The sequence below is a fragment of the Pseudomonas entomophila genome (genome assembly GCF_013523125.1).
Taxonomy (GTDB): Bacteria; Pseudomonadota; Gammaproteobacteria; order Pseudomonadales; family Pseudomonadaceae; genus Aquipseudomonas; species Aquipseudomonas entomophila_B.
In genome coordinates, this window is sequence record NZ_JAAMQJ010000030.1 from 1 (window position 1) to 23315 (window position 23315).

A 23315-nucleotide genomic window follows, 5' to 3' on the forward strand; every position below is an offset into this window, starting at 1 on the left:
GCCAAAGTTGCCATGGTGGCCTGCATGCGGGTATTGGCTGTACGCCTCAACGCCATGATCAAAAACGACCAGGACTGGATGGATGATCCAGTCCGATAGACGGTCGCTGAAGACAGTTGCTCCCACAAGCTGCTTGCGCAGCCATGCCCAGACCGACGGCTGCAGAGATCTGGGTGGGAGCTGGCTTGCCAGCGATAGGGCCCTGTCAGGCGCCGACTGCGTCGCGGGTAAGCACACACATCAGTCCATTCGGTCGGGCCCAAGTAGAAAAGACAGTTGCTCCCACAAAGGCCCATGCAGCCTGCCCACAGGCAGGGACGTGCACCCACCCTGTGGGAGCGAGCTTGCCCGCGAGGGGGCCACGACGTGGCCCCGACTGCCCGGCATCACTCAGCCACGCGGCTTGCCGCGACCACCGCCCGAAGGCTTGCCGCCGTCGGTACGGCCACCGTCCGGGCGGGCCGGACGCTTGCGCATGTCGCTCGGCCGCTCGGCCACGGTGCTGCTGCCACGACCGCCCTTGCGGGGCGCGTCCTCACGCGGCTGGCGCGGCGGGCGCTCGGCCGTCGAGCCGGCGTCCTGAGCCGGGCGCAGGGAACGCACGCGCTCGTTGCGGCCCATGGGCCGGGTGGACTTGCGCTGCAGGCGCTCGAGCTTGTCCTTGGCCTTGAGGTTCAGGGCCGGCAGCGCCACGGGCTGGAGCCCGACTTCGGCCGCGAGGATGTCGATCTCGCCCTGGGTCATTTCGCGCCAGCGTCCCATCGGCAGGTCCGAATTGAGGAACACCGGGCCGAAGCGCACACGCTTGAGGCGGCTGACCACCACGCCCTGGGATTCCCACAGGCGACGGACTTCCCGGTTGCGACCTTCCATCACCACGCAGTGGAACCAGTGGTTGAAGCCTTCGCCGCCCGGAGCCTTCTGGATGTCGGTGAACTTGGCCGGCCCGTCTTCGAGCATCACGCCGTCGGTGAGGCGCTTGACCATGTCGTCGTCGACCTCGCCCCGGACACGCACCGCGTATTCGCGGTCCATCTCGTAGGACGGGTGCATCAGGCGGTTGGCCAGTTCGCCGTCGGTGGTGAACAGCAGCAGGCCGGTGGTATTGATGTCCAGGCGGCCGATGTTGATCCAACGGCCTTCTCTGGGACGCGGCAGGCGGTCGAACACGGTCGGGCGCCCTTCCGGGTCGTCACGGGTGCAGATCTCGCCATCGGGCTTGTTGTACATGATGACCCGGCGAACCGATTCGGCGGACTCTTCACGCTTGATCAGCTTGCCGTCGACGGCGATGGCGTCGTGCAGGTCGACGCGCTGGCCCAGGGTGGCCACCACGCCGTTGACCTTGATCCGGCCTTGGCCGATCCAGGCCTCGACGTCACGCCGCGAGCCGACGCCGATGCGCGCCAGCACCTTTTGCAGCTTCTCGCCGGCCGGTGGGGTCTGTGGGGTTTCTTGCAGGTCGTTGTCGTTCATGCTGGGCACCTCCCGGTGTAGGCAGTCAATCAGTGTCGACGTCGATCGCGTCGAGCGGGCGCGCATGATACGCCCTTACCGCTCGGCATGCACGAGCCGGGCGATCACTTTTCAGACGCACGCCTGCACTTTCCGCCCGATGGTGGCAAGGCTAGTCGCGGCGCGACGTTTCCACGGCGTCCGGCGCCTCGCCAGACACAGGCTCGACCTGTCCAGCATCGCCTTCGTCAGGCAGATGCAGGTCATCGAAGTCGATCTTGAGCCCGTCTTCCATGGCATCGAGCTCCACCAGCAGCGAGCGGAAACTGGTCTCCTCCGGCGCATCGTCTTCGGGCTCGGGCTCGTCGCCCAGGCTGGCATCGGCCAGCGCCTGCAGATGGATCGGCACCGGGGCATCGTCATCGTCGAAGGCCGGCTCAGGCTCCATCTCGCGCAGCTCGGCCAGCGCAGGCAGCTCGTCGAGGCTCTTGAGGTTGAAGTGGTCGAGAAAGGCCTTGGTGGTGGCGAACATGGCCGGGCGGCCCGGCACGTCGCGGTGCCCCACCACGCGAATCCATTCGCGCTCGAGCAGCGTGCGGGTGATGTTGCTGTTCACCGCCACCCCGCGCACGTCTTCGATCTCGCCCCGAGTCACCGGCTGGCGATAGGCGATCAGCGCCAGGGTTTCGAGCAAGGCACGCGAGTAACGCTGCGGACGCTCCTCCCAAAGCCGACCGACCCAGGGGCCATAGGCCTCGCGGATCTGCAGGCGGTAGCCGGAAGCCACCTCCTTGAGCTCGAACGCCCGGCCCGCGCAGGACTTGCCGAGCACGTCCAGGGCTTTCCTGAACACGGCCGGGGCCGGCCGTTCGGCTTCTTCGAACAGTTCGTACAGCCGTTCGAGCGACTGTGCCTTGCCCGAGGCGAGCAGGAAGGCTTCGATCAGCGACGCCAGGTCGCGGGGTTCATTGAGGTTCATGGGGCAGGGCTTGGCTCGTGGGTCACTCGGCGCGCACACGCACGTGAATGGGGGCAAAAGGCTCATTCTGCACGAGTTCGACCAAGGATTCCTTCACCAGCTCGAGCACCGCCATGAACGTCACCACCACCCCCAGCTTGCCCTCGGCCGCGCCGAACAGCGTGGCGAAGGGCACGAACCCCTGGCCCTTGAGGCGTTCGAGCACCTCGGTCATGCGCTCTCGGGTGGACAGGGTCTCGCGGCTGATCTGGTGGCTTTCGAACAGGTCGTTGCGGCGCATGACCTCGGCCATCGACAGCAGCACCTCCTCCAGCAGCACCGGGGGCAGCACCTTGCGCACCTTGGCCTGAGGTGCTTCCAGGCGCGGCACGACGATGTCGCGCCCGACCCGGCTCAGGCGGTCGAGGTCCTCGGCTGCCGTCTTGAACCGCTCGTACTCCTGCAGGCGGCGGATCAGCTCGGCGCGCGGATCGCCCTCTTCCTCCTCGGCCACGACCGCCCGGGGCAGCAGCATGCGCGACTTGATCTCGGCGAGCATGGCGGCCATGACCAGGTACTCGGCGGCCAACTCCAGGCGTACGCTCTTCATCAGCTCGACGTAGCCCATGTACTGGCGCGTGATCTCGGCCACCGGGATGTCGAGGATGTCGATGTTCTGCTTGCGGATCAGGTACAAGAGCAGGTCGAGCGGCCCTTCGAAGGCGTCCAGGAAGATTTCCAGCGCGTCCGGCGGGATGTACAGGTCGACGGGCAGTTCGGTCAGCGCCTGGCCATAGACCAGTGGCGAGGGCGCCGGACGCGGCGCCGGCTCTGCCTCGCCCATGTGTTCATGCACCTCGGTCATGCGGGCGCCAGGAAGGGTTCGGGATCGCCGCAGCCCACGCGCAGCACTTCCGGCTCGTCGTCGACCAGACTGATCACGGTGGAGGCCTTGAGGTCGCCGAAGCCGCCATCGATGATCAGGTCGACATGGTGCTCCAGGCGCTGCCGGATCTCGTAGGGATCGGTCATGGGCTCGTCATCCCCCGGCAGGATCAGGCTCACGCTCATCAACGGCTCGCCCAGCTCGGCCAGCAACGCCAGGGTGATCGCATGGTCCGGCACGCGCAGGCCGATGGTGCGGCGCTTCTCGTGCAGCAGCAGGCGCGGCACTTCACGGGTGCCGTTGAGGATGAAGGTGTAGGGGCCTGGCACGTGCGTCTTGAGCAGGCGGAACAGCCGCGTATCGACCTTGGCGTACAGCCCCAGCTGGGACATGTCGCAGCACATCAGGGTGAAGTTGTGGTTCTTGTCGAGCTGGCGCAGGCGCCGCACCCGCTCGATCGCCGCCTTGTCGCCGATCTGGCAACCCAGGGCGTAGGCCGAGTCGGTGGGGTACACCACCACCCCGCCCTTGCGAATGATGTCCACAGCCTGGCGAATCAACCGCGGCTGAGGGTTTTCCGGATGAATCTGGAAAAATTGGCTCACGTCGTTGTCCTGTTCATAGCGCAGTTGGCTGTTCATGTCGGAATCGACGCCACAACGGTGGCAGGTCCTCGGGCACTGGCCGGTAGGCGCCGATCTCGCCCCAGGCGCCGGGGCCGTGGAAGTCGCTGCCAGCGCTTGCCAGCAGACCGAACTCGCGGGTGAGGATGGACAGCGTGCCGACCTGCTCGGCCGGCATCATCCCGTTGACCACTTCCAATGCCTGACCGCCGGCCTGCAGATAGTCGGCGATCAGACGACGACGCTTGCTGCGCGTCAGGTCGTAATGCATCGGGTGCGCCAGGCTGACCCATGCGTTGGACCGGCGCAGGGTCTGGACGGTTTCATCCAGGGTCGGCCAATGCAGCTTGACGTCGCCCAGCTTGCCGGCACCCAGCCACTTGCGAAAAGCCTCGCCGCGGTCCTTGACGTGCCCGGCCTGGACCAGAAACTCGGCAAAATGCGGTCGGGCCGGGGCGTTGTGGCTGTCGCCCAGCGCTTGCTGCAGGGCACGCGCGCCCTCCAAGGCGCCCGGCATGCCCTTGGCTGCCAGCCGTCGGTCGATCTCTTCAGCGCGCAGCCACCGGCCCTTGTGCAGGGCCTGCACCGCCTCGAGCAGCGGGGGTGCATCCAGGGCGAAGTCGTAGCCCAGCACGTGGATGGTCGCGCCACCCCAGGTGCAGGACAGTTCCACGCCACTGATCCACTGCATGCCCCGGGCCTGGCAGGCTTCGCGGGCCTCGACCAGGCCGTCGAGGGTGTCGTGGTCGGTCAGCGCCAGCGTGCGCACGCCGTGCGCGTGCGCCCGTGCGACCAACGCCGTGGGCGTGAGGGCGCCGTCGGAAGCCGTGCTGTGGCAGTGCAGATCAACATTCATAGGGGAACGCTTTCGTGGTATTCGATGTTTGTTATTATGCCGCCACCTCTCGCTTCTGGCTGCCACCGTGAAACAATTCATCGATTTCATACCGCTGCTGCTGTTCTTCATCGTCTACAAGCTCGACCCTCGCCTGGTCGACGTCGGCGGTCATGCCTTCGAACTCGGCGGCATCTACAGCGCGACCAAGGTGCTGATCCTCAGCTCCGTGGTGGTGTATGGCGTGCTGTTCCTGCGCCAGCGCAGGCTCGAGAAGGGCCAGTGGCTGACGCTCGTCGCCTGCCTGGTGTTCGGCGGACTGACCCTGGCCTTCCACAGCGAGACCTTCCTCAAGTGGAAGGCGCCGGTGGTCAACTGGCTGTTCGCCCTGGCCTTCCTGGGCAGCCATTTCGTCGGCGACCGCGTGCTGGTCAAGCGCATCATGGGCCATGCCCTGAACCTGCCGAACCCGATCTGGGTACGGCTGAACCTGGCCTGGGTCGTGTTCTTCGTGTTCTGCGGCGCGGCCAACCTGTTCGTGGCCTTCACCTTCGAGCGCTTCTGGGTCGACTTCAAGGTCTTCGGCAGCCTGGGCCTGACCGTGCTGTTCATGGTCGCCCAGGGGCTCTATCTGTCGCGTCACCTGCGCGACAACGAGACGCCCACCCCGCCCTCTTCCACCCAGCACAAGGACTGACATGCTCTACGCCATCATCGCCCGCGACGTCGACGGTTCCCTGGACAAGCGCCTGGCCACGCGCCCGGCCCACCTCGAGCGCCTGCAGCAACTCAAGGCCGAAGGCCGCCTGATCCTGGCCGGGCCGCACCCGGCCATCGACAGCGACGATCCAGGCCCGGCCGGCTTCACCGGCAGCCTGGTGGTCGCCGAGTTCGACTCGCTGACCGCTGCCCAGGCCTGGGCCGATGCCGACCCTTACACCGCGGCGGGCGTCTACGACCAGGTCGTGGTCAAGCCTTTCAAGCACGTGCTGCCCTGATCCCTACTGGCGGCCGTTCCTGCCGCCCTTGCCGTCTCGAGTGAGTCATGAGTGAGCTGTTACTGATTGACGATGACCAGGAGCTCTGCGAGCTGCTGGGCAGTTGGCTGAGCCAGGAAGGCTTCGAGGTGCGTGCCTGTCATGACGGGCACAGCGCGCGCCAGTCCCTGGCCGAGCAACCGCCTGCGGCCGTGGTGCTGGACGTCATGCTGCCCGATGGCAGCGGCCTGGAGCTGCTCAGGCAACTGCGTACCGAGCACGCCGAACTGCCGGTGCTCATGCTGTCGGCACGGGGCGAACCCCTGGACCGCATCCTTGGCCTCGAGCTGGGCGCTGACGACTACCTGGCCAAGCCGTGCGACCCGCGCGAACTGACGGCGCGTCTGCGGGCCGTGTTACGCCGCACCCATCCGGCGACCCCGACCACGCAACTGGAGATCGGCGACCTGGCCTTCAGCCCGGCGCGCGGTGTCGTGGCGGTCGAGGGTCGCGAGATGACCCTGACCCTGTCGGAAAGCCGGATCCTCGAAGCCCTGCTGCGCCAGCCAGGCGAGCCCTTGGACAAGCAGGAACTGGCGCAGCTGGCCCTGGGACGCAAACTGACGCTGTACGATCGCAGCCTGGACATGCACGTCAGCAACCTGCGCAAGAAGGTCGGCCCCCATGCCGATGGCCGCCCGCGGATCGTCGCCCTGCGCAGCCGGGGGTATTACTACAGCCCTTGAGCTGCAAGCTGCAAGCTGCAAGCTGCAAGCTGCAAGTCAGCGTCGCCTCAACGCCCTGCCAACACCTGACGTGCCGCACTACCGTCCGCTTGTCGCTTGTCGCTTGTCGCTTGTCGCTTGTCGCTTGCAGCTTGCAGCTCAATCCTCTCCCCCGCTTTACCAATCCTTTACCGACCCCTGACCGCGCTTGACCTTGTCTTCCCTAGACTGGGCTCATCCGGTAACCACCGGCCCATGAGAGGAGAGACACCATGCGCAAGACCCTGACCGCCCTGCTGTTCGCCGCCGCACTGCCGACCGTGGCCATGGCCATGCCAGAAGGCGGCCCGCGTCATGATGGCCCGCCTCACCGTGGTGGCGCACCGTTCGCCCAACTCGACCTGACGCCGGAACAGCGTCACCAGGTGGACGCCCTGATGCGCGATCAGATGAAGGCCCGTCACGACATCACCGACCGCTACCTGGACAAGCTGTCCGCGTCGGACAAGAAAGCCATGCAGGACGACATCAAGGCCAACCGCGAGAAGAGCCAGACCGCCATCCGCGCGCTGCTCAAGCCGGAACAGCAGAAGAAATTCGACGATCTGGAAAAGGAACGTGCCGCCCGCAAGGCCGAATGGCAGGAATTCCAGGCCTGGAAAGCTGAAAAAGCCAAGAAGGCCCAGTAAGCTGTCGCTGACTGCCCGACCCGCCACCTGGCGGGTCGGGTTTTTTTCGTGTGCGGAGGTGCCGGCGTGCGCTCATTGTTCTGGCGAATCCTGGCCAGCTTCTGGCTGGCCATCACCCTGGTAGCGGGGTTGTCGATCCTGCTGGGCCACATGCTCAACCAGGACGCCTGGATCCTTAGTCGACATCCTGGCCTGAACACCCTGGCCAGTCAGTGGGCGCAGCGTTACGAGCAGAAGGGCCTGGCACCTGCACAGCGCTTCCTGGAGCAGCGCAAGCAACGCTACAAGGTCGATGTGCAAGTGCTCGACGAAAGCGGTCAGGCGGTGGTCCCCGGAACGTTCCCGCGGCGCGCCGCCGACTTCGAGGCACGGCAGACCAACGACGAACGTCCCCTGCCCTGGCGCCGGCTGACCGAGGAGTACACCAGCCCACGCAGCGGCCAGACCTACCTGCTGATCTACCGCATCCCTCACCCGGAACTCGATGCCTGGCACCGTGACAGCCTGCTCTGGCCGCTGAGCGCCCTGGGCATTGCGCTGGTGGTGCTGACCTTGTTCAGCCTGCTGGTGACGCTGTCGATCACCCGCCCCCTGAGTCGGCTGCGCAGCGCGGTGCATGACCTGGGGCAGACCAGCTACCAGCAGAACAGCCTGGCCCGACTGGCCGATCGACGTGACGAGTTCGGCGTTCTGGCGACCGACTTCAACAAGATGGGCGCTCGCCTGCAGAGCCTGATCGGCAGCCAGCGACAATTGCTGCGCGACGTGTCGCACGAGCTGCGTTCACCCCTGGCACGTCTGCGCGTGGCCCTGGCCTTGGCCGAGCGTGCCGGACCGGAACAACGCGCGGCGCTCTGGCCGCGCCTGACGCGCGAGTGCGATCGGCTGGAAGGGCTGATCAGCGAGATTCTCGAACTGGCACGCGTCGATGCCGAGCAGGCGCATCCCGAGCCGGTCGACCTGCCTGCGTTGCTGGGCAGTGTGTGCAAGGATGCCCAGCTGGCGGCGCCGGAGCAGGACATTCGCTGTGAAGTTGGGCCAGGGGTCAGTCTGCAGGGTTGGCCAACGCTGATCGAACGTGCGGTGGACAATCTGGTGCGAAATGCCCTGCGCTTCAATCCCCAGGGCCAGCCCATCGAGCTGCTGGCCGAGCGGGAGGCGCGGGGCATCGTGGTGAGTGTGCGTGACCATGGGCCCGGTATCGCGCCGGAACACCTGGCGCAGTTGGGAGAGCCCTTTTTCCGCGCGCCGGGCCAGACGGCCGCCGGTCACGGGTTGGGCCTGGCCATTGCGCGCAAGGCGGTGGAGCGCCATGGTGGCGCGCTCGAGCTGCTGAACCATGCACAGGGTGGCTTCGAGGCACGATTGGTGCTGCCGGTCGAGCCGGTGGTGGCGGGTTGACCGGAAGGTGATGTCTGCGCCCACACGCTGATAGGGTTTGTGGGCCCTGCGGGCCCAATCGCGGCCGGTCCGGCGCCCCGGCAGGGGCCGCTCACCCGCCGCGCTGGTACAGGCGATCGCGGCTCCATGTGGGAGCGGCCCCCGTGCCGCGATTGGGCCTGCAAGGCCATGCCTTTCAACGTCTTTGGAAAAAGCCCAAGATAGGGTCATTGTTGCATCCATAGATTCACCGGCATGATACAGGCAAGCGCAACCCTCCTATGGGAGTCCGCCCGCCGCCTTTGCGCCGCGCTGTCGCGCAGAGAACATGACGGTAGCTGGCAGGATCCGGGGCTTTATTGCTGATCGATTTAGGGCCGCTTTGCGGCCCATCGCGGCACTGGGGCCGCTCCTACACCCGTAGTCCCACCGCGGGGTTGCAGGCTATCGGGGATTAACCGCTCTGCCAGATCAGCGATATGGCCCACATCCTGTTAGGCAAAGACGTTGAAAGGCCTGGCCTGCAAGGCCCATAAAACCAGCGATCACTGTGGCGCGGGGTGTACGAAACGGCGCAGACTGCGCCGCTCGTCACCATCGTCTGAGCGTCACCCCCACGCAGCGACGAAGTCCTCGGTCGCCAGCACCGGCGCCGTACGTGGCTCGTTCGCCGGCGTACCGACGTACAGGTAGCCCATCAGCTCTTCGTTGTCCTGCAGACCCAGCCCCTGGGCCACGTGGGCATCGAACGCCATGTCGCCGGTACGCCACAGCGCCCCGACCCCTTGCGCATGGGCGGCGAGCAGGATGCCATGGGCCGCGCAGCCGGCTGCCAACCGTTGCTCCACGAGCGGTACCTTGGGGTGCTCCTTCAGGCACGCGATCACCACGATGATCAATGGCGCCCGCAGCGGCATGGCGCGGGCCTTGTCCAGGGCGGCCTGACTGGCATCGGCCTTGAGCTGCACCGCTTCGGCATACAGCTCGCCCAGTCGCTCGCGCGCCGCGCCTTCGATGGTCAGGAAGCGCCAGGGCCGCAATTGGCCGTGATCCGGCGCACGCAACGCGGCCTGAAACAGCGCTTCACGTTGTGCGGTATTGGGCGCCGGTTCGGTCAGACGTGCCACCGACACGCGGTTGAGCAATGCATCGAGAGCCTCCATCGGCTTTCTCCTGGTCATGGATAGATGAGGGACATTCTCAAGCTGCAAGCTGCAAGCTGCAAGTCAGAGCGTCAGCGTCGCCTCAACTGACGCAACCGCACTACCGTCCGCTTGTAGCTTGTAGCTTGTAGCTTGCCCCTTGCAGCCCGCCCTCGCTCCCCCGAAAATGGCGCCCCTCCGTTTCGACTCAGAGCCCTCCCACATGGCGTTGCCGACCTTCCGGATCATCGCATTCATCATCGGCATCTTTCTGGTGACCCTGGCCGTGAGCATGCTCGTGCCCATGGCGACCCTGCTGATCTTCGACCGTACCGATGACCTGCCCTCCTTCGGCTGGGCCAGCCTGATCACCCTCGCGGCCGGTCTGGCGATGCTCGCGCAAGGGCGGCCGGAGCAGGTGCACCTGCGCCCCCGGGACATGTACCTGCTCACGGTCTGCAGCTGGGTGGTGGTGTGCGTGTTCGCCGCCCTGCCGTTCCTCTTCACCCAGCACATCAGCTACACCAACGCCTTCTTCGAAAGCATGTCGGGCATCACGGCGACCGGGTCCACCGTCCTCAGCGGGCTGGACGACATGTCGCCGGGGATCCTGATGTGGCGGTCCATGCTGCACTGGCTCGGCGGCATCGGCTTCATCGCCATGGCCGTGGCGATCCTGCCGCTGCTGCGCATCGGCGGCATGCGCCTGTTCCAGACCGAATCGTCCGACCGCTCGGAAAAGGTCATGCCGCGCTCGCACATGGTCGCCAAGTCCATCGTGCTGGTCTACGTGGGCATCACCGTGCTGGGCAGCCTGGCCTTCTGGTGGGCGGGCATGAGCCTGTTCGATGCCATCAACCATGCCATGTCGGCCATCTCCACCGGAGGCTTCTCCACCTCCGACCTGTCCCTGGCCAAATGGGACATCCCGGCCGTGCACTGGGTGGCGGTGGTGGTGATGATCCTGGGCAGCCTGCCCTTCACCCTGTACGTGGCCACCTTGCGCGGCAACCGCGGCGCGCTGGTCCGTGACCAGCAGGTGCAAGGCCTGCTGGCGCTGCTGGTCGCCACCTGGATCGTGCTGGGCACCTGGTACTGGCTGACCACCAACCTGCCGTGGATGGACGCCTTGCGCCATGTGGCGCTGAACGTCACCTCGGTGGTCACCACCACGGGCTTCGCCCTGGGCGACTACAGCCTGTGGGGCAACTTTTCGCTGATGTTCTTCTTCTACCTGGGCTTCATCGGCGGCTGCTCCGGTTCCACCGCCGGCGGGATCAAGATCTTCCGCTTCCAGGTGGCCTATATCCTGCTCAAGGCCAACCTCAACCAGCTGATCCACCCGCGCGCCGTGATCAAGCAGAAGTACAACGGCCACCGACTCGACGAAGAGATCGTGCGCTCGATCCTGACCTTCTCGTTCTTCTTCGCCATCACCATCTGCCTGATCGCGCTGTCGTTGTCGCTGCTGGGCCTGGACTGGATGACGGCGCTGACGGGCGCGGCGAGCACCGTTTCGGGGGTCGGGCCGGGCCTGGGTGAGATCATCGGCCCGGCGGGCAACTTCTCGACCCTGCCGGATGCGGCCAAGTGGATCCTGGCCGGCGGGATGCTGCTGGGGCGCCTGGAGATCATCACCGTACTGGTACTGTGCATGCCCGCCTTCTGGCGGCATTGATCCCAGGGACCAGGCAAACCTCTCGGGGCAGGCGCCGCTACGTCGTGCGGCCCCTGCCCTGAGTCAGCGTGTACTCAGCAATCGGTCAGCTCGAGGAACGCCGCGACCAGCCGCTCCAGCCCCTGCTGATCCTCCACGCCAAAGCGCGCCAGACGCGGGCTGTCCAGGTCCAGCACGCCGATCAGCCGCCCCTCCTTGACCAGCGGGATCACCAGTTCGCTGTTGGACGCGCTGTCACAGGCGATGTGCCCCGGGAAGGCATGCACGTCTTCGACGCGCTGGGTCTGCCGCGTGGCGGCCGCCGCGCCGCAGACGCCCTTGCCGAAGGGAATGCGCACACAGGCGACCTGCCCCTGGAACGGGCCGAGCACCAGGTGCTCGTCACGGGCCAGGTAGAAGCCGGCCCAGTTGAGGTCGTCCACCTGGTGGTAGAGAAACGCCGACAGCTGGGCAGCGTTGGCAATGAAGTCGTGTTCGTCGGCGAACAGGGCGCGCACCTGCGCGACCAGCAGGTCGTAGCCATCGAGACCTTTGCCGCTGGCATTGAGGTCGATCATGGGTGGTGCTCCAGCAGTTGCAGCCCGACCCAGTAACGGGCGAACTGGTAGGCACAGCGGCCATTACGGTTGCCGCGCCCGGTCGCCCAGCGCACGGCCTCGGTGTCCAGCGCTTCGTCGCGCTGCCAGGTCAGGCCGGCCGCACGGGCCAACTGGCCGATCCAGTGCTCGACCACGTTCAGGTAGTGCGCTTGGCTGAAGGGGTAGAACGACAACCACAGGCCGAAGCGGTCGGACAGGGCGATCTTGTCCTCCACGGCCTCGTTGGGGTGCAGCTCGCCGTCGATCATCTTCCAGTGTTCGTTGTCGCTCTGCTTCTCGGGCACCAGGTGGCGCCGGTTCGAGGTGGCGTACAACAGTACGTTGTCGGGGGCCTGTTCGAGCGAGCCGTCGAGCACGCTCTTGAGCACCCGGTAATCGCCCTCGCCCGCCTCGAACGACAAGTCGTCGCAGAACAGGATGAACCGCTGCGGCCGCTTCTGCAGTTGCTCGACCACCCGCGGCAGGTCGGCCAGGTGATCGCGCTCGATCTCGATCAGGCGCAGCCCGGCCTCGGCATGCTCGGCCAGCAAGGCGCGCACCAGCGAGGACTTGCCCGTGCCGCGCGAGCCCCAGAGCAGTGCATGGTTGGCCGGCAGGCCTTCGATGAACTGGTGAGTGTTGCGACCCAGCTGTTCACGCTGCTTGTCGACGCCGATCAGATCGCTCAGACGGATGTCCAGGCTGACGTCCAGGGGCAGCAGGTAGCCATTGCGCGCATCGCGCTGCCAGCGTGCGGCCAGGCACTGGTTCCAGTCGATCGTCGGGCGCGGTGCGGGCAGCAGGGGTTCGAGGCGCGCCATTACCGTTTCGGCACGCTCCAGAAAAGCACTCAAGCGGGGGTCCATGACCACTCCTCATGTCAGATCAATGGCAAGGATGGACAGCTTCAAACACGCCGAGTCGGCTATGCTTGCGCAGCGCAGGGAACGTCAACTGGTTCGGGAACCCATGGATATCAAGTTCACCCATCGTCTGTCCTACAAGCAGGCCCGCTTGTCGGTCCTTGTCGGCTTCGTTCTCGGAACCTTGCTCAGTCTCATCCAGATCGGCATCGATTATGCCAGCGAAGACGCCTCCATCAACCGTGAAATAGATGCGCTGCTGCAAATCAGCCATAACCCGGCCTCGCGGATCGCCTACAACATCGACACGGAGTTGGCCCATGAACTGGCCGCAGGGCTGCTGCGCTCCCCTGCTGTGTTGCGTGCCCGGCTGATCGACAACACCGACACGGTGCTGGCCGACGAGCGACGCGCCCGTCTTCAAAGTCCTTACCGGCCGATCAGCGATTTCCTGTTCGGTGCCTACCGGCAGTTCACCGACCCGCTGTACCTGACGCACATGCCTGATGATCACCTGGGCACCTTGTACCTGGATGTGGACACCTTCGCCTTCGGCAGTCGCTTCCTGAACCGTGCCGGGGTCACGCTGGTCAATGGGTTCGCCCGTAGCCTGGTGCTGACCGTGATCCTGATGGCCCTGTTCTACACCATGCTCACCCAGCCGCTGGTCCGGGTGATCAACGCCCTGAGCCGGGCCGACCTGCGCCAGCCCGACCAGGCCAAGCTGACCTATCCACCTGGCCACGAGACCGACGAGATCGGCGTGCTGGTCAAGGTCGCCAACCGCCAGTTCGTCAGCATGGCGACCGAGATCCAGCAGCGGCGCACCGCCGAGAACCGTCTGACCGAGTACCTGGGCGAACTCGAAAGCATCGTCTCGGCCCGCACCCAGGCACTGGAGGCCAGCAATGCGCGTCTGAGCCAGTCCAACCTGGAGCTGGAACAGGCGCGGCGCCAGGCCCTGGACATGGCCCAGGCCCGTGCGGCATTCCTGGCCAACATGAGCCATGAGATCCGCACCCCTCTCAATGGCATGCTCGGCATGATCGCGCTGGCGTTGGACAGCCCGGACCCTGGGGAGCAACGCCAGCAGCTGTCCATCGCCCACGAGTCGGGCAAGGTTCTGGTGGAATTGCTCAACGATATCCTCGACCTGTCGAAGTTCGACGCCGGCCAGCTCACGCTCGAATGCATTCCCTTCGACATGAGCACGCTGGTCGAGGACACCGCCAGCCTGTTGTCGCAGAACGCCGCCGCCAGCGTGGAACTCACCTGTCTGGTAGCGCCGGACTTCCCCGGCGCCGTGTTGGGCGACCCTACCCGCGTCCGGCAGATCGTCAGCAACCTGTTGGCCAATGCCCTGAAATTCACCCGATTCGGGCGCGTCGACGTGCGCTTGAGTCGGGGTGACGGGTGCATTCGACTCGAGGTCTGCGATACCGGCATCGGCATTCCGGAGCACGCCCAGGAGCGGATCTTCCAGCCGTTCGTGCAGGCTGGCGACGGCATCACACGGCAATATGGCGGCACCGGACTGGGCCTGACCCTGGCACGCAACCTGTGCAGCGCGATGCAGGGCCATCTGTACATCGAGTCACGCACGGGCTTCGGCAGTCGTTTTAGCATCGAACTGCCGTTGCAGGTACACACCGATGCCATGGCGCCCGGACGCCTCGCAGGGCGCGTGGTCGCGGTGTGCGACCGCAGTAGCGGGCTGGCCGAGTGGCTGGCCGCGACCTTGCCAGGCTGGGGTCTGGACTACACCCAGCGCGATAGCCCCGATGAGCGGACGCAGGCGCTGGCGGACGTGTTGATCCTCAACGACCGCGTCCTGCTCGAAACGCTGCGCACGACGTGTTCGGCACCGATCCTGCTGGTCACCGCCTACGGCGAATTCCTGCGCGGCCCGCAGCTGGCACACCTTGCCCCATTGCAACAACTGGCCCGCCCCGTCAGTCGTGCGACCCTGTACCAGACGCTACGCCGAGCCTTGCCCGGTAGCGACACCGGTCGTGCGCCTTCGGGGCACACGCCGAGCGCCTCAGGCCCCTGCGCACGTATCCTGCTGGTCGAGGACAATCCGGTGAATCAGATGGTCGCCCAAGGCATGCTGGCGCGCCTGGGTTGTCAGGTCGAGGTGGCCACCCAGGGTGCCGAGGCTTTGCACCTGCTCGAGCAGCACCGCTTCGACATGGTGCTGATGGACTGCAACATGCCGGTGATGGACGGCTACGAGGCCAGCCATCGCATTCGCCAGATGCCGCGCTGGGCCGACCTGCCGATCATCGCGCTGACCGCCAACGCCATGCCGGACGAGCGTGACCGTTGCCTGGCCGCCGGCATGAACGATTACCTGGCCAAGCCTTTCCGGCGCGAGCACCTGGTCACGCTGATCGAGCGTTGGCTGGTGCCACCTGCCCGGTGAGCACCGCTTCGATCGCCGCTTCCAGCGCCTTGGGCTTGGTCAACGGCCCGAACCGCGACACGTGCCCGGTGGCCGGGTCGATCAGGAACTTGGTGAAGTTCCACTTGATCGATTCGGTGCCCAGCAGCCCGGGCGCACGGCGCTTGAGCGTGACGAACAGGGGATGCGCACGCGGCCCGTTGACCTCGACCTTGCGGAACATCGGGAAGCTCACGCCGAAGGTGCGCTGGCAGAACTGCGCGATCGAGCGCGCGTCGCCGGGCTCCTGCTGGCCGAACTGGTTGCAGGGGAAACCGGCGATCACCAACCCCCGTGCCTGGTAGCTCTGCCACAGCGCCTCGAGCCCTTCGTACTGTGGCGTGAAGCCACATTGGCTGGCGGTGTTCACCACCAGCACGGCCTTGGCGGAAAAGTCGGCCAGGCACTTCTGCTCACCGTTCAAGGTCATGCAGGCGATGCCCAGCAGTTCGTCACGCACCCCCAGTCTGCGCTCAGTCACGAGGCTTGAACTCCAGGCAGACCGAGTTGATGCAGTAGCGCAATCCGGTCGGTGGCGGGCCGTCCGGGAAGACATGCCCCAGGTGGGCGTCGCAGCGCGCGCAAGTGACCTCGGTGCGGATCATGCCATGGGAGGTATCGCGCATCTCGATCATCGCCTCCTGGCCGATCGGTGCGTAGAAGCTTGGCCAGCCGCAACCTGAATCGAACTTGGTGGACGCATCGAACAGCGGCGCGCCGCAGCAGATGCACTGGTAGGTGCCCGCACGCTTTTCATCGTTGTACTTGCCGGTGAAAGGCCGTTCGGTGCCTTTCAGGCGGCAGACCTCGTATTGCGCGGGGTCGAGCATCGCGCGCCACTCTTCCAATGTCTTTTCGATCTTCTGCATACAGCACCTCGGCAGGCTTGAATTTGCGTCGCGCCGTCTTTTCGCTGGCGCGGGGGGCACGTATATTAGTGCGCTCTGTGTCTGACATCAGCCAGTCACACACGCTCCGCCTTTTTTCGGTCTATTCGTCGGCGGGCCGCTGCGACCTCTCCATTCGGGATTTCCAACATGCAGTTCAGCAAATCGAACAAGCTCGCCAATGTCTGCTACGACATTCGCGGCCCGGTGCTCAAGCACGCCAAGCGCCTGGAGGAGGAAGGCCATCGCATCCTCAAGCTGAACATCGGCAACCCGGCGCCCTTCGGTTTCGAGGCGCCCGAGGAAATCCTCCAGGACGTGATCCGCACCCTGCCCACCGCCCAGGGCTACAGCGATTCGAAGGGCCTGTTCAGCGCCCGCAAGGCGGTGATGCAGTACTGCCAGCAGAAAGATATCGAAGGCGTCGGCATCGAGGACATCTACCTGGGCAACGGCGTGTCCGAGCTGATCGTCATGTCCATGCAGGCGCTGCTGAACAATGGCGACGAAGTTTTGATTCCGGCGCCGGACTATCCGCTGTGGACCGCTGCCGTCAGCCTGGCGGGCGGCAAGCCGGTGCACTACCTGTGCGACGAGCAGGCCGACTGGTTCCCGGACCTGGACGACATCAAGGCCAAGATCACCCCGAACACCAAGGCACTGGTGATCATCAACCCGAACAACCCGACCGGCGCGGTCTACTCCCGCGAACTGCTGCTGGGCATGCTCGAACTGGCCCGCCAGCACAACCTGGTGGTGTTCTCCGACGAGATCTACGACAAGATCCTGTACGACGAGGCCGTGCACGTCAGCACCGCGTCCCTGGCACCGGACCTGCTGTGCCTGACCTTCAACGGTCTGTCCAAATCCTACCGGGTGGCAGGCTTCCGCTCCGGCTGGCTGATCATCTCTGGGCCCAAGCACCACGCCCAGAGCTACATCGAAGGCATCGACATGCTGGCCAACATGCGCCTGTGCGCCAACGTGCCGGCCCAGCACGCGATCCAGACGGCACTCGGCGGCTACCAGAGCATCAACGACCTGGTATTGCCGCCTGGCCGCCTGCTCGAGCAGCGCAACCGCGCCTGGGAACTGCTCAACGACATTCCGGGCGTCAGTTGCGTCAAGCCCATGGGCGCGCTCTACGCCTTCCCGCGGATCGACCCCAAGGTCTGCCCGATTCTCAACGACGAGAAGTTCGTGCTCGACCTGCTGCTGTCCGAGCGCCTGCTGGTGGTCCAGGGCACGGCCTTCAACTGGCCGTGGCCCGACCACTTCCGTGTGGTGACCCTGCCACGGGTGGACGACCTGGAGCAGGCCATCGGCCGGATCGGCCAGTTCCTGCGCACCTATCGTCAATAGACCGACCCGGGGCCTCCCGACCGTGAGCGGGGGGCCTGTCGAGGCCGTGTTTCATTATCGATATGCCTTACTTCGAAGTCAGATCCATCCTACGGCACATGTCATCACCCCTGTCAGCCCTCGCCCTACACAGTTTGAAATAGTCCCCCGGTTGAATCCGCGCGCCTTGCGCCTTATATACCCCGGCAGTGAGGAACATTTCATCCGTCAGGAGAACGTGACAACCATGATGCGCATCTTGTTGTTTGTAGCCACCAACCTTGCGGTGGTGCTGGTTGCAAGCATTACCCTGAGCCTGTTCGGCTTCGACGGGTTCATGGCCGCCAACGGGGTCGACCTCGACCTTGGCCAACTGCTGGTCTTCTGTGCCGTGTTCGGCTTTGCCGGCTCGATCATCTCGCTGCTCATCTCCAAGTGGATGGCCAAGATGAGCACCGGCACCCAGATCATCACCCAACCGCGTACGCGCCATGAGCAGTGGCTGCTGCAGACCGTCGAGGAGCTGTCGCGCGAAGCGGGCATCAAGATGCCCGAGGTCGGCATCTTCCCGGCCTACGAGGCCAACGCCTTCGCCACTGGCTGGAACCGCAACGACGCACTGGTCGCGGTCAGTCAGGGCCTGCTCGAGCGTTTCTCGCCCGATGAAGTGCGTGCCGTGCTGGCACACGAGATCGGTCACGTCGCCAATGGCGACATGGTGACGCTGGCGCTGGTGCAGGGCGTGGTCAATACCTTCGTGATGTTCTTCGCCCGGATCATCGGCAACTTCGTCGACAAGGTGATCTTCAAGAACGAAGAAGGCCAGGGCATCGCCTACTATGTGGCGACCATCGTCGCCGAGCTGGTCCTGGGCATTCTTGCCAGCATCATCGTGATGTGGTTCTCGCGCCGTCGCGAATACCGTGCCGATGACGCCGGTGCACGCCTGGCCGGCACCGGCGCCATGATCAGCGCCCTGCAACGCCTGCGCTCGGAGCAAGGCATGCCGGCGCAGATGCCCGACACGCTCAAGGCCTTCGGCATCAATGGTGGCCTCAAGCACGGCCTGGCCGGCTTGCTGATGAGCCACCCGCCGCTCGAGGAGCGCATCGAGGCACTGCGTCGTCGCGGCTGAGTTCGGCATTACCCTACGGGGCGACTTCGGTCGCCCCTTTTTTTGCCTGCGTTTCGTACCCATGAGCCTGCGCCCGCCGCGCTCGGAGGCTTTATCGTCAATCGATTTACAGGGTGCTCCTACACCCGTAGCTACGCCGCGATGAGGCAAAGCAACGCGGTCGTGTGGGGCTTGCCCGCGATAGCGTCCATTCCATCACCGCCTGCATCGCGGGCAAGCCCGCTCCCACACGGGGTTATGTCGATCTTTCAGCTGGCGCCCTGACTGCATACAAATCGAGCATACCTTGCTTGAACGCACGCCATAAAAAAACCCCGGCTCGATCAGGATCGAACCGGGGTTTTCCACATCACCTACGCATCAATCTTCGCGATAGCGACGCAGCTTGAGCTGCTTGCCAGCGACCCGGGTGTCCTTGAGCTTGGTGAGCAGCTTCTCGAGGCCGTCTTCCGGCAGCTCGACCAGGCTGAAGCTGTCACGCACCTGGATGCGACCGATCGCATCGCGGGCCAGGCCACCCTCGTTGAGGATCGCGCCCAGCAGGTTCTTGGCGGCGATGCCATCACGGGCACCCAGGGCGGTACGGCAACGCACACGGCCTTCGGCCAGTGGCAGCGGCGCGCGACGCTCGCGGTCACCACGCTCGCCACGGTCGCTGCGCTCACCGGTACGCTCGCGCGGGGTGTGCGACGGTACCAGAGGCTGGTCACGCTCGACGCTGGCCAGGTCCAGGGCCTGGCCATTGGTGGCCTTGCGCAGCAGGGCCGCGGCCAGCGCCCGTGGGCTGCAGCCCAGGTCAGTGGTCAGACGGTCGAGCAGCTCGCCGTGGCTGGCTTCGGAGTCGGCCACCAGCGGTGCGAGGCTGTTGGTCAGCTTCTTGATGCGGGCGTCCAGCACGGCCTGGGCATTGGGCAGACGCGCTTCGGCGACTTTCTGGCCGGTCACACGCTCGATCACCTGCAGCATGCGACGCTCGCGCGGGGTGACCAGCAGCAGGGCACGGCCTTCACGACCGGCACGGCCGGTACGCCCGATACGGTGCACGTAGGACTCGGGGTCGTACGGCATGTCGACGTTGAAGACGTGGGTGATGCGCGGTACGTCCAGGCCACGGGCGGCGACGTCGGTAGCGACGACGATGTCCAGACGGCCGTCCTTGAGCGAGTCGATGACGCGTTCGCGCTGGTTCTGGGCGATGTCGCCGTTCAGCGCAGCGGCCTTGTAACCCTTGGCTTCCAGCGCGCTGGCCAGGTCCAAGGTGGCCTGCTTGGTGCGCACGAAGGCGATCAGCGCGTCGAACTCTTCCACTTCCAGCAGGCGCAGCACGGCCGGGATCTTCTGGTCGGCGTGCACCATCAGGTGCGCCTGGTCGATCGCGGTGACGGTCTGGGTCTTGCTCTGGATCTTGACGTGCTTGGGCTCGCGCAGGTGACGCTCGGCGATCGAACGGATCGACGACGGCAGGGTGGCCGAGAACAGCACGGTCTGACGGGTTTCCGGCAGGGCGGCGAAGATCACTTCCAGGTCGTCCATGAAGCCGAGCTTGAGCATCTCGTCGGCTTCGTCGAGGACCAGGTGACGCACGGTCGACAGGACTTTCTCGTCACGGCGCAGGTGGTCGCACAGGCGACCCGGGGTGGCGACGACGATCTGTGCACCGTTGCGGATGGCGCGCAGCTGGGGGCCCATCGGCGCGCCGCCGTACACGGCCACCACGTTCACGCCTGGCATCTGCTTGGCGTAGGTTTCGAAGGCTGTAGCTACTTGCAGCGCCAACTCACGGGTTGGCGCCAGGATCAGGGCTTGCGGTTCGCGCTTGCTCGTGTCGATACGATTCAGAATGGGCAGGGCGAAGGCAGCGGTCTTGCCGGTGCCGGTCTGCGCCTGGCCGATCATGTCGTGACCGGCGAGAATGATCGGGATCGATTGCTGCTGAATGGCGGACGGCTCTTCATAGCCGGTGGCCAATACGGCGGCAACGATGCTGGGATTGAGATCGAGAGCGGCGAATCCGCCGGTTTCCTGGGTCATGGGTCTGCCTCTAGAGGTGCATCCGCAAAGACCCATGCTCCAAAGCTGCACATGCCTTGAAAGACCCTAAGGTCACCCAGGCAGCTCTGGCGGCGGGGATTTGCGAAGACGATTGAAAAGGGAACATCTTGGGAAAGTCCGACGAGCGGACGCGCAGCCGTAGCTGAATTCGGAGGATTTGCACCACCTGCAACGGGGGCCCGCTGAAAGACCGGCGCGTACTATACCCGAATCGGTGATTCGCTGTAGGATTTTTTTTACCAAACGGTCAAGTCGCCGGCCAGGCATGCCTGGCAGCTGAATCGTTTAGGCCGGCGCGCCTTCACGTCGCCGGGCGCAGCACCTGGATCAGCGACTCGAGGCTGTAGCCCAGCCGCGGGGCCAGGGCCTGAGCGCGCTGGCGCAGGCTGTCCAGGTCGAGCGTCTGGTCGAGGTCGGCAGGCACCAGCAGCACCACATTGCCCTCCTTGACCGGCAGCTCCCAGTAATGCCGATGGTAGAGCCCCCTGAGCAAGGCGGCGCCGAGCGGCTTGCCATCGTCGTTGGCCCACTGGTTGATCACCAGCCAGCCGCCCGGGTTGAGCTTGCGCTGGCAGTCCTGCAGGAAGTTCCAGGCCAGGTGGGCGACACCTGGGCCATGGTCGGTGTACAGGTCGACGAAGATCAGGTCCGCGCACTCGGCCTCCGGCAGCAAGGCCATGGCGTCGCCAATGCGGATATAAAGGCGCGGATCGTCGTCCAGCCCCAGGTACTGCATGGCCAGGCGCGGCACATCGGGGCGCAGCTCGATGGCCTCGACGTCTTCCAGCGGCAGGAACTTCAGGCAGGCCTGGGTCAGGGTGCCAGCACCCAGCCCCAGGAACAGTGCGCTGTCCGGCGCCTCGTGGCACAGCGCCCCCAGCAGCATGGCGCGCGTGTAGTCGTATTCGAGCCAGGCCGGATCGGCGGTGAACACGCAGCTCTGCTCGATGGCATCGCCGAATTCCAGAAACCGGTAGTCGTCCACCTCGAGCACGCTGATGACGCCGAAGGCGTCCTCGACCCGCTCCAGCAGCCGCTCTTGCCGCTCGTTCGTCATTGCCCCGTCCACGTGCGCAAAAGCGGGCATTGTCCGTCAATGCCGGGGGCGCAACAAGCCGGCCTGCACCTGCTACCATGAGCCATCGCCCTTTTCCCTTGCCCGAGTGCCCTGATGAACAGACCGTGGAGCCCCGACAGCTGGCGTGCCCTGCCGATCCAGCAGCAGCCGATCTACCCCGATGCCGCCCACCTGGGCCGGGTCGAGCAGACCTTGGCCAGCTACCCGCCCCTGGTGTTCGCAGGCGAAGCGCGCGAATTGCGCCGTCAGTTCGCCGAGGTGACTCAGGGCCGGGCCTTCCTGCTGCAAGGGGGTGACTGCGCCGAGAGTTTCGCGGAGTTTTCCGCCGCGAAGATCCGCGACACCTTCAAGGTGCTGTTGCAGATGGCGATCGTCATGACCTTCGCCGCCGGCCTGCCAGTGGTCAAGGTCGGACGCATGGCCGGCCAGTTCGCCAAACCGCGCTCAGCCAACGATGAAACCCTCGACGGGGTGACCCTGCCAGCCTACCGCGGCGATATCGTCAACGGCATCGGCTTCGACCCGGTCAGCCGCGTGCCGGACCCTGAACGCCTGTTGCAGGCCTACCACCAGGCCACCGCCAGTCTCAACCTGTTGCGCGCCTTCGCCCAGGGCGGCTTCGCCGACCTGCACCAGGTGCATCGCTGGAACCTGGACTTCATCGCCAACTCGGCCCTGGCCACCAAGTACCATCAACTGGCCGACCGCATCGACGAGACTCTGGCCTTCATGCGCGCCTGCGGCCTGGACAGCGCACCGCAGCTGCGCGAGACCAGCTTCTTCACCGCCCACGAAGCCTTGCTGCTCAACTACGAGCAGGCCTTCGTCCGCCACGACAGCCTGACGGGCGACCCCTACGATTGCTCGGCGCACATGCTGTGGATCGGCGACCGCACGCGCCAGCTCGACGGCGCCCATGTGGAGTTCCTGCGCGGCGTGCACAACCCCATCGGCGTCAAGGTGGGCCCGAGCATGGACCCGCAGGAACTGCTGCGGCTGATCGACGTGCTCAACCCCGACAACGATCCAGGTCGTCTCAACCTGATCGTGCGCATGGGCGCGGACAAAGTGGCCGAGCACTTTCCGCGACTGCTGCAGACGGTCACCCGTGAAGGCCGCCAGGTGCTGTGGAGCTGCGACCCGATGCACGGCAACACCATCAAGGCCAGCAGCGGCTACAAGACCCGTGACTTCGCGCAGATCCTGGCGGAAGTCCGGCACTTCTTCGACGTCCACCGCGCCGAAGGCACCCATGCCGGCGGCATCCATATCGAAATGACTGGCCAGAACGTGACCGAGTGCATCGGCGGCGCCCGACCGATTACCGAGGACGGCCTGTCGAACCGCTACCACACCCACTGCGACCCGCGCCTGAACGCCGACCAGTCGCTGGAGCTGGCGTTCATGATCGCCGACACCCTCAAGAGCAGCCTCAAGCGGTAGAGGGCAGCTGCAAGCTGCAAGCTGCAAGCTACAAGCTACAAGCTGAGAGACGCTGCATTGACGATCGGCATCAGGTTCGGCCCCGATGCCGTTCAGTCGATCCCAAGATACTCAGCCCCGCCATCGCTTGAAGCTTGAAGCTTGAAG

22 protein-coding genes are annotated in these 23315 nt (G+C 65.4%); 10 read left to right on the forward strand and 12 right to left on the reverse strand.

All coding sequences use genetic code 11. The features are described from left to right. Nucleotides 1-390: 390 nt before the first annotated feature. The 5 genes from rluB to G7007_RS15285 form a co-directional block, all read right to left on the reverse strand. Nucleotides 391-1476, reverse strand: coding sequence for a 23S rRNA pseudouridine(2605) synthase RluB (gene rluB, locus G7007_RS15265; protein WP_181102959.1), 1086 nt, complete (start codon nucleotides 1474-1476; stop codon nucleotides 391-393). Between the two features lie 151 nt (nucleotides 1477-1627). Beyond that, nucleotides 1628-2434: an SMC-Scp complex subunit ScpB gene (scpB, locus tag G7007_RS15270; protein WP_181102961.1), complete on the reverse strand. Its 807-nt coding sequence runs from the start codon at nucleotides 2432-2434 to the stop codon at nucleotides 1628-1630. A 22-nt stretch (nucleotides 2435-2456) separates the two neighbouring features. Next, the gene (locus G7007_RS15275) at nucleotides 2457-3155 is read right to left on the reverse strand and encodes a segregation and condensation protein A (protein WP_181103033.1); all 699 of its coding nucleotides are present in this window, start codon (nucleotides 3153-3155) and stop codon (nucleotides 2457-2459) included. Between the two features lie 119 nt (nucleotides 3156-3274). Beyond that, the gene (locus G7007_RS15280; protein WP_308852302.1) at nucleotides 3275-3904 is read right to left on the reverse strand and encodes an L-threonylcarbamoyladenylate synthase; all 630 of its coding nucleotides are present in this window, start codon (nucleotides 3902-3904) and stop codon (nucleotides 3275-3277) included. Nucleotides 3905-3917: 13 nt separating this feature from the next. Next, a complete protein-coding gene (locus tag G7007_RS15285) occupies nucleotides 3918-4778 on the reverse strand; it encodes a PHP domain-containing protein (protein ID WP_181102963.1) in 861 nt (286 codons plus the stop codon). Nucleotides 4779-4845: 67 nt separating this feature from the next. On the opposite strand from G7007_RS15285, the gene G7007_RS15290 reads away from it, so the two are divergent. The 5 genes from G7007_RS15290 to G7007_RS15310 all read left to right on the forward strand — a co-directional run bounded on the left by G7007_RS15290 (nucleotide 4846) and on the right by G7007_RS15310 (nucleotide 8549). Next, entirely contained in the window at nucleotides 4846-5454 is a 609-nt protein-coding gene (locus G7007_RS15290) for a septation protein A (protein WP_181102964.1), read from the forward strand. 1 nt (nucleotide 5455) lies between these two features. Continuing rightward, the gene (locus tag G7007_RS15295) at nucleotides 5456-5755 is read left to right on the forward strand and encodes a YciI family protein (RefSeq protein ID WP_181102965.1); all 300 of its coding nucleotides are present in this window, start codon (nucleotides 5456-5458) and stop codon (nucleotides 5753-5755) included. A 47-nt stretch (nucleotides 5756-5802) separates the two neighbouring features. Beyond that, nucleotides 5803-6480 (forward strand): response regulator transcription factor, encoded by a 678-nt coding sequence (locus tag G7007_RS15300; protein ID WP_181102966.1) that lies wholly within the window; start codon nucleotides 5803-5805, stop codon nucleotides 6478-6480. Between the two features lie 251 nt (nucleotides 6481-6731). Continuing rightward, complete coding sequence (locus G7007_RS15305; RefSeq protein WP_181102967.1) at nucleotides 6732-7148, forward strand: Spy/CpxP family protein refolding chaperone; 417 nt, start codon at nucleotides 6732-6734, stop codon at nucleotides 7146-7148. A 66-nt stretch (nucleotides 7149-7214) separates the two neighbouring features. Beyond that, the gene (locus G7007_RS15310; RefSeq protein WP_181102968.1) at nucleotides 7215-8549 is read left to right on the forward strand and encodes a sensor histidine kinase; all 1335 of its coding nucleotides are present in this window, start codon (nucleotides 7215-7217) and stop codon (nucleotides 8547-8549) included. 587 nt (nucleotides 8550-9136) lie between these two features. On the opposite strand, the gene G7007_RS15315 is transcribed toward G7007_RS15310, so the two are convergent. After that, nucleotides 9137-9691, reverse strand: a complete 555-nt coding sequence (locus G7007_RS15315) for a nitroreductase family protein (RefSeq protein WP_181102970.1) — start codon at nucleotides 9689-9691, stop codon at nucleotides 9137-9139. A gap of 202 nt (nucleotides 9692-9893) precedes the next feature. On the opposite strand from G7007_RS15315, the gene G7007_RS15320 reads away from it, so the two are divergent. Next, on the forward strand, nucleotides 9894-11348 hold the full coding sequence (locus tag G7007_RS15320) for a TrkH family potassium uptake protein (RefSeq protein WP_181102972.1): 1455 nt from the start codon (nucleotides 9894-9896) through the stop codon (nucleotides 11346-11348). Nucleotides 11349-11422: 74 nt separating this feature from the next. On the opposite strand, the gene G7007_RS15325 is transcribed toward G7007_RS15320, so the two are convergent. Then, on the reverse strand, nucleotides 11423-11905 hold the full coding sequence (locus G7007_RS15325; RefSeq protein WP_181102974.1) for a GAF domain-containing protein: 483 nt from the start codon (nucleotides 11903-11905) through the stop codon (nucleotides 11423-11425). Next, nucleotides 11902-12792 (reverse strand): ATP-binding protein, encoded by an 891-nt coding sequence (locus G7007_RS15330; protein ID WP_181102976.1) that lies wholly within the window; start codon nucleotides 12790-12792, stop codon nucleotides 11902-11904. The genes G7007_RS15325 and G7007_RS15330 overlap by 4 nt, the downstream gene beginning before the upstream one ends. Before the next feature lie 61 nt (nucleotides 12793-12853). Between G7007_RS15330 and G7007_RS15335 the strand changes: the two genes are divergently transcribed. Continuing rightward, the gene (locus G7007_RS15335; protein ID WP_181102978.1) at nucleotides 12854-15214 is read left to right on the forward strand and encodes a hybrid sensor histidine kinase/response regulator; all 2361 of its coding nucleotides are present in this window, start codon (nucleotides 12854-12856) and stop codon (nucleotides 15212-15214) included. On the opposite strand, the gene G7007_RS15340 is transcribed toward G7007_RS15335, so the two are convergent. Together G7007_RS15340 and msrB are read right to left on the reverse strand one after the other, a co-directional pair. Beyond that, on the reverse strand, nucleotides 15174-15662 hold the full coding sequence (locus G7007_RS15340; protein ID WP_219859118.1) for a glutathione peroxidase: 489 nt from the start codon (nucleotides 15660-15662) through the stop codon (nucleotides 15174-15176). The genes G7007_RS15335 and G7007_RS15340 overlap by 41 nt on opposite strands. A 43-nt stretch (nucleotides 15663-15705) precedes the next feature. Beyond that, nucleotides 15706-16101: a peptide-methionine (R)-S-oxide reductase MsrB gene (gene msrB, locus G7007_RS15345; RefSeq protein WP_181102979.1), complete on the reverse strand. Its 396-nt coding sequence runs from the start codon at nucleotides 16099-16101 to the stop codon at nucleotides 15706-15708. A 168-nt stretch (nucleotides 16102-16269) separates the two neighbouring features. Between msrB and G7007_RS15350 the strand changes: the two genes are divergently transcribed. Continuing rightward, complete coding sequence (locus G7007_RS15350) at nucleotides 16270-17481, forward strand: pyridoxal phosphate-dependent aminotransferase (RefSeq protein ID WP_181102980.1); 1212 nt, start codon at nucleotides 16270-16272, stop codon at nucleotides 17479-17481. Between the two features lie 226 nt (nucleotides 17482-17707). After that, entirely contained in the window at nucleotides 17708-18595 is an 888-nt protein-coding gene (gene htpX / locus G7007_RS15355) for a protease HtpX (RefSeq protein WP_060393050.1), read from the forward strand. A gap of 360 nt (nucleotides 18596-18955) precedes the next feature. On the opposite strand, the gene G7007_RS15360 is transcribed toward htpX, so the two are convergent. Then, nucleotides 18956-20662, reverse strand: coding sequence for a DEAD/DEAH box helicase (locus G7007_RS15360; RefSeq protein WP_172798432.1), 1707 nt, complete (start codon nucleotides 20660-20662; stop codon nucleotides 18956-18958). A gap of 286 nt (nucleotides 20663-20948) precedes the next feature. After that, complete coding sequence (locus G7007_RS15365) at nucleotides 20949-21704, reverse strand: spermidine synthase (RefSeq protein ID WP_181102981.1); 756 nt, start codon at nucleotides 21702-21704, stop codon at nucleotides 20949-20951. A 114-nt stretch (nucleotides 21705-21818) separates the two neighbouring features. Between G7007_RS15365 and G7007_RS15370 the strand changes: the two genes are divergently transcribed. Then, nucleotides 21819-23168 carry a class II 3-deoxy-7-phosphoheptulonate synthase gene (locus tag G7007_RS15370; protein ID WP_181102982.1) on the forward strand — a complete coding sequence of 450 codons (1350 nt, stop codon included), beginning with the start codon at nucleotides 21819-21821 and terminating at the stop codon, nucleotides 23166-23168. The last annotated feature ends 147 nt before the right edge of the window (nucleotides 23169-23315 follow it).

Bases quoted from the DNA above. Each gene is read 5' to 3' on its own strand.
- G7007_RS15335 (WP_181102978.1), top strand. From the start codon at position 12,854: ATGCTTGCGCAGCGCAGGGAACGTCAACTGGTTCGGGAACCCATGGAT.
- G7007_RS15285 (WP_181102963.1), bottom strand. From the start codon at position 4,778: ATGAATGTTGATCTGCACTGCCACAGCACGGCTTCCGACGGCGCCCTC.
- G7007_RS15295 (WP_181102965.1), top strand. From the start codon at position 5,456: ATGCTCTACGCCATCATCGCCCGCGACGTCGACGGTTCCCTGGACAAG.
- msrB (WP_181102979.1), bottom strand. From the start codon at position 16,101: ATGCAGAAGATCGAAAAGACATTGGAAGAGTGGCGCGCGATGCTCGAC.
- G7007_RS15300 (WP_181102966.1), top strand. From the start codon at position 5,803: ATGAGTGAGCTGTTACTGATTGACGATGACCAGGAGCTCTGCGAGCTG.
- G7007_RS15360 (WP_172798432.1), bottom strand. From the start codon at position 20,662: ATGGGTCTTTGCGGATGCACCTCTAGAGGCAGACCCATGACCCAGGAA.
- G7007_RS15330 (WP_181102976.1), bottom strand. From the start codon at position 12,792: ATGGACCCCCGCTTGAGTGCTTTTCTGGAGCGTGCCGAAACGGTAATG.
- G7007_RS15305 (WP_181102967.1), top strand. From the start codon at position 6,732: ATGCGCAAGACCCTGACCGCCCTGCTGTTCGCCGCCGCACTGCCGACC.
- htpX (WP_060393050.1), top strand. From the start codon at position 17,708: ATGATGCGCATCTTGTTGTTTGTAGCCACCAACCTTGCGGTGGTGCTG.
- G7007_RS15350 (WP_181102980.1), top strand. From the start codon at position 16,270: ATGCAGTTCAGCAAATCGAACAAGCTCGCCAATGTCTGCTACGACATT.
- G7007_RS15315 (WP_181102970.1), bottom strand. From the start codon at position 9,691: ATGGAGGCTCTCGATGCATTGCTCAACCGCGTGTCGGTGGCACGTCTG.
- rluB (WP_181102959.1), bottom strand. From the start codon at position 1,476: ATGAACGACAACGACCTGCAAGAAACCCCACAGACCCCACCGGCCGGC.
- G7007_RS15325 (WP_181102974.1), bottom strand. From the start codon at position 11,905: ATGATCGACCTCAATGCCAGCGGCAAAGGTCTCGATGGCTACGACCTG.
- G7007_RS15340 (WP_219859118.1), bottom strand. From the start codon at position 15,662: ATGACCTTGAACGGTGAGCAGAAGTGCCTGGCCGACTTTTCCGCCAAG.
- G7007_RS15320 (WP_181102972.1), top strand. From the start codon at position 9,894: ATGGCGTTGCCGACCTTCCGGATCATCGCATTCATCATCGGCATCTTT.
- scpB (WP_181102961.1), bottom strand. From the start codon at position 2,434: ATGAACCTCAATGAACCCCGCGACCTGGCGTCGCTGATCGAAGCCTTC.
- G7007_RS15370 (WP_181102982.1), top strand. From the start codon at position 21,819: ATGAACAGACCGTGGAGCCCCGACAGCTGGCGTGCCCTGCCGATCCAG.
- G7007_RS15365 (WP_181102981.1), bottom strand. From the start codon at position 21,704: ATGACGAACGAGCGGCAAGAGCGGCTGCTGGAGCGGGTCGAGGACGCC.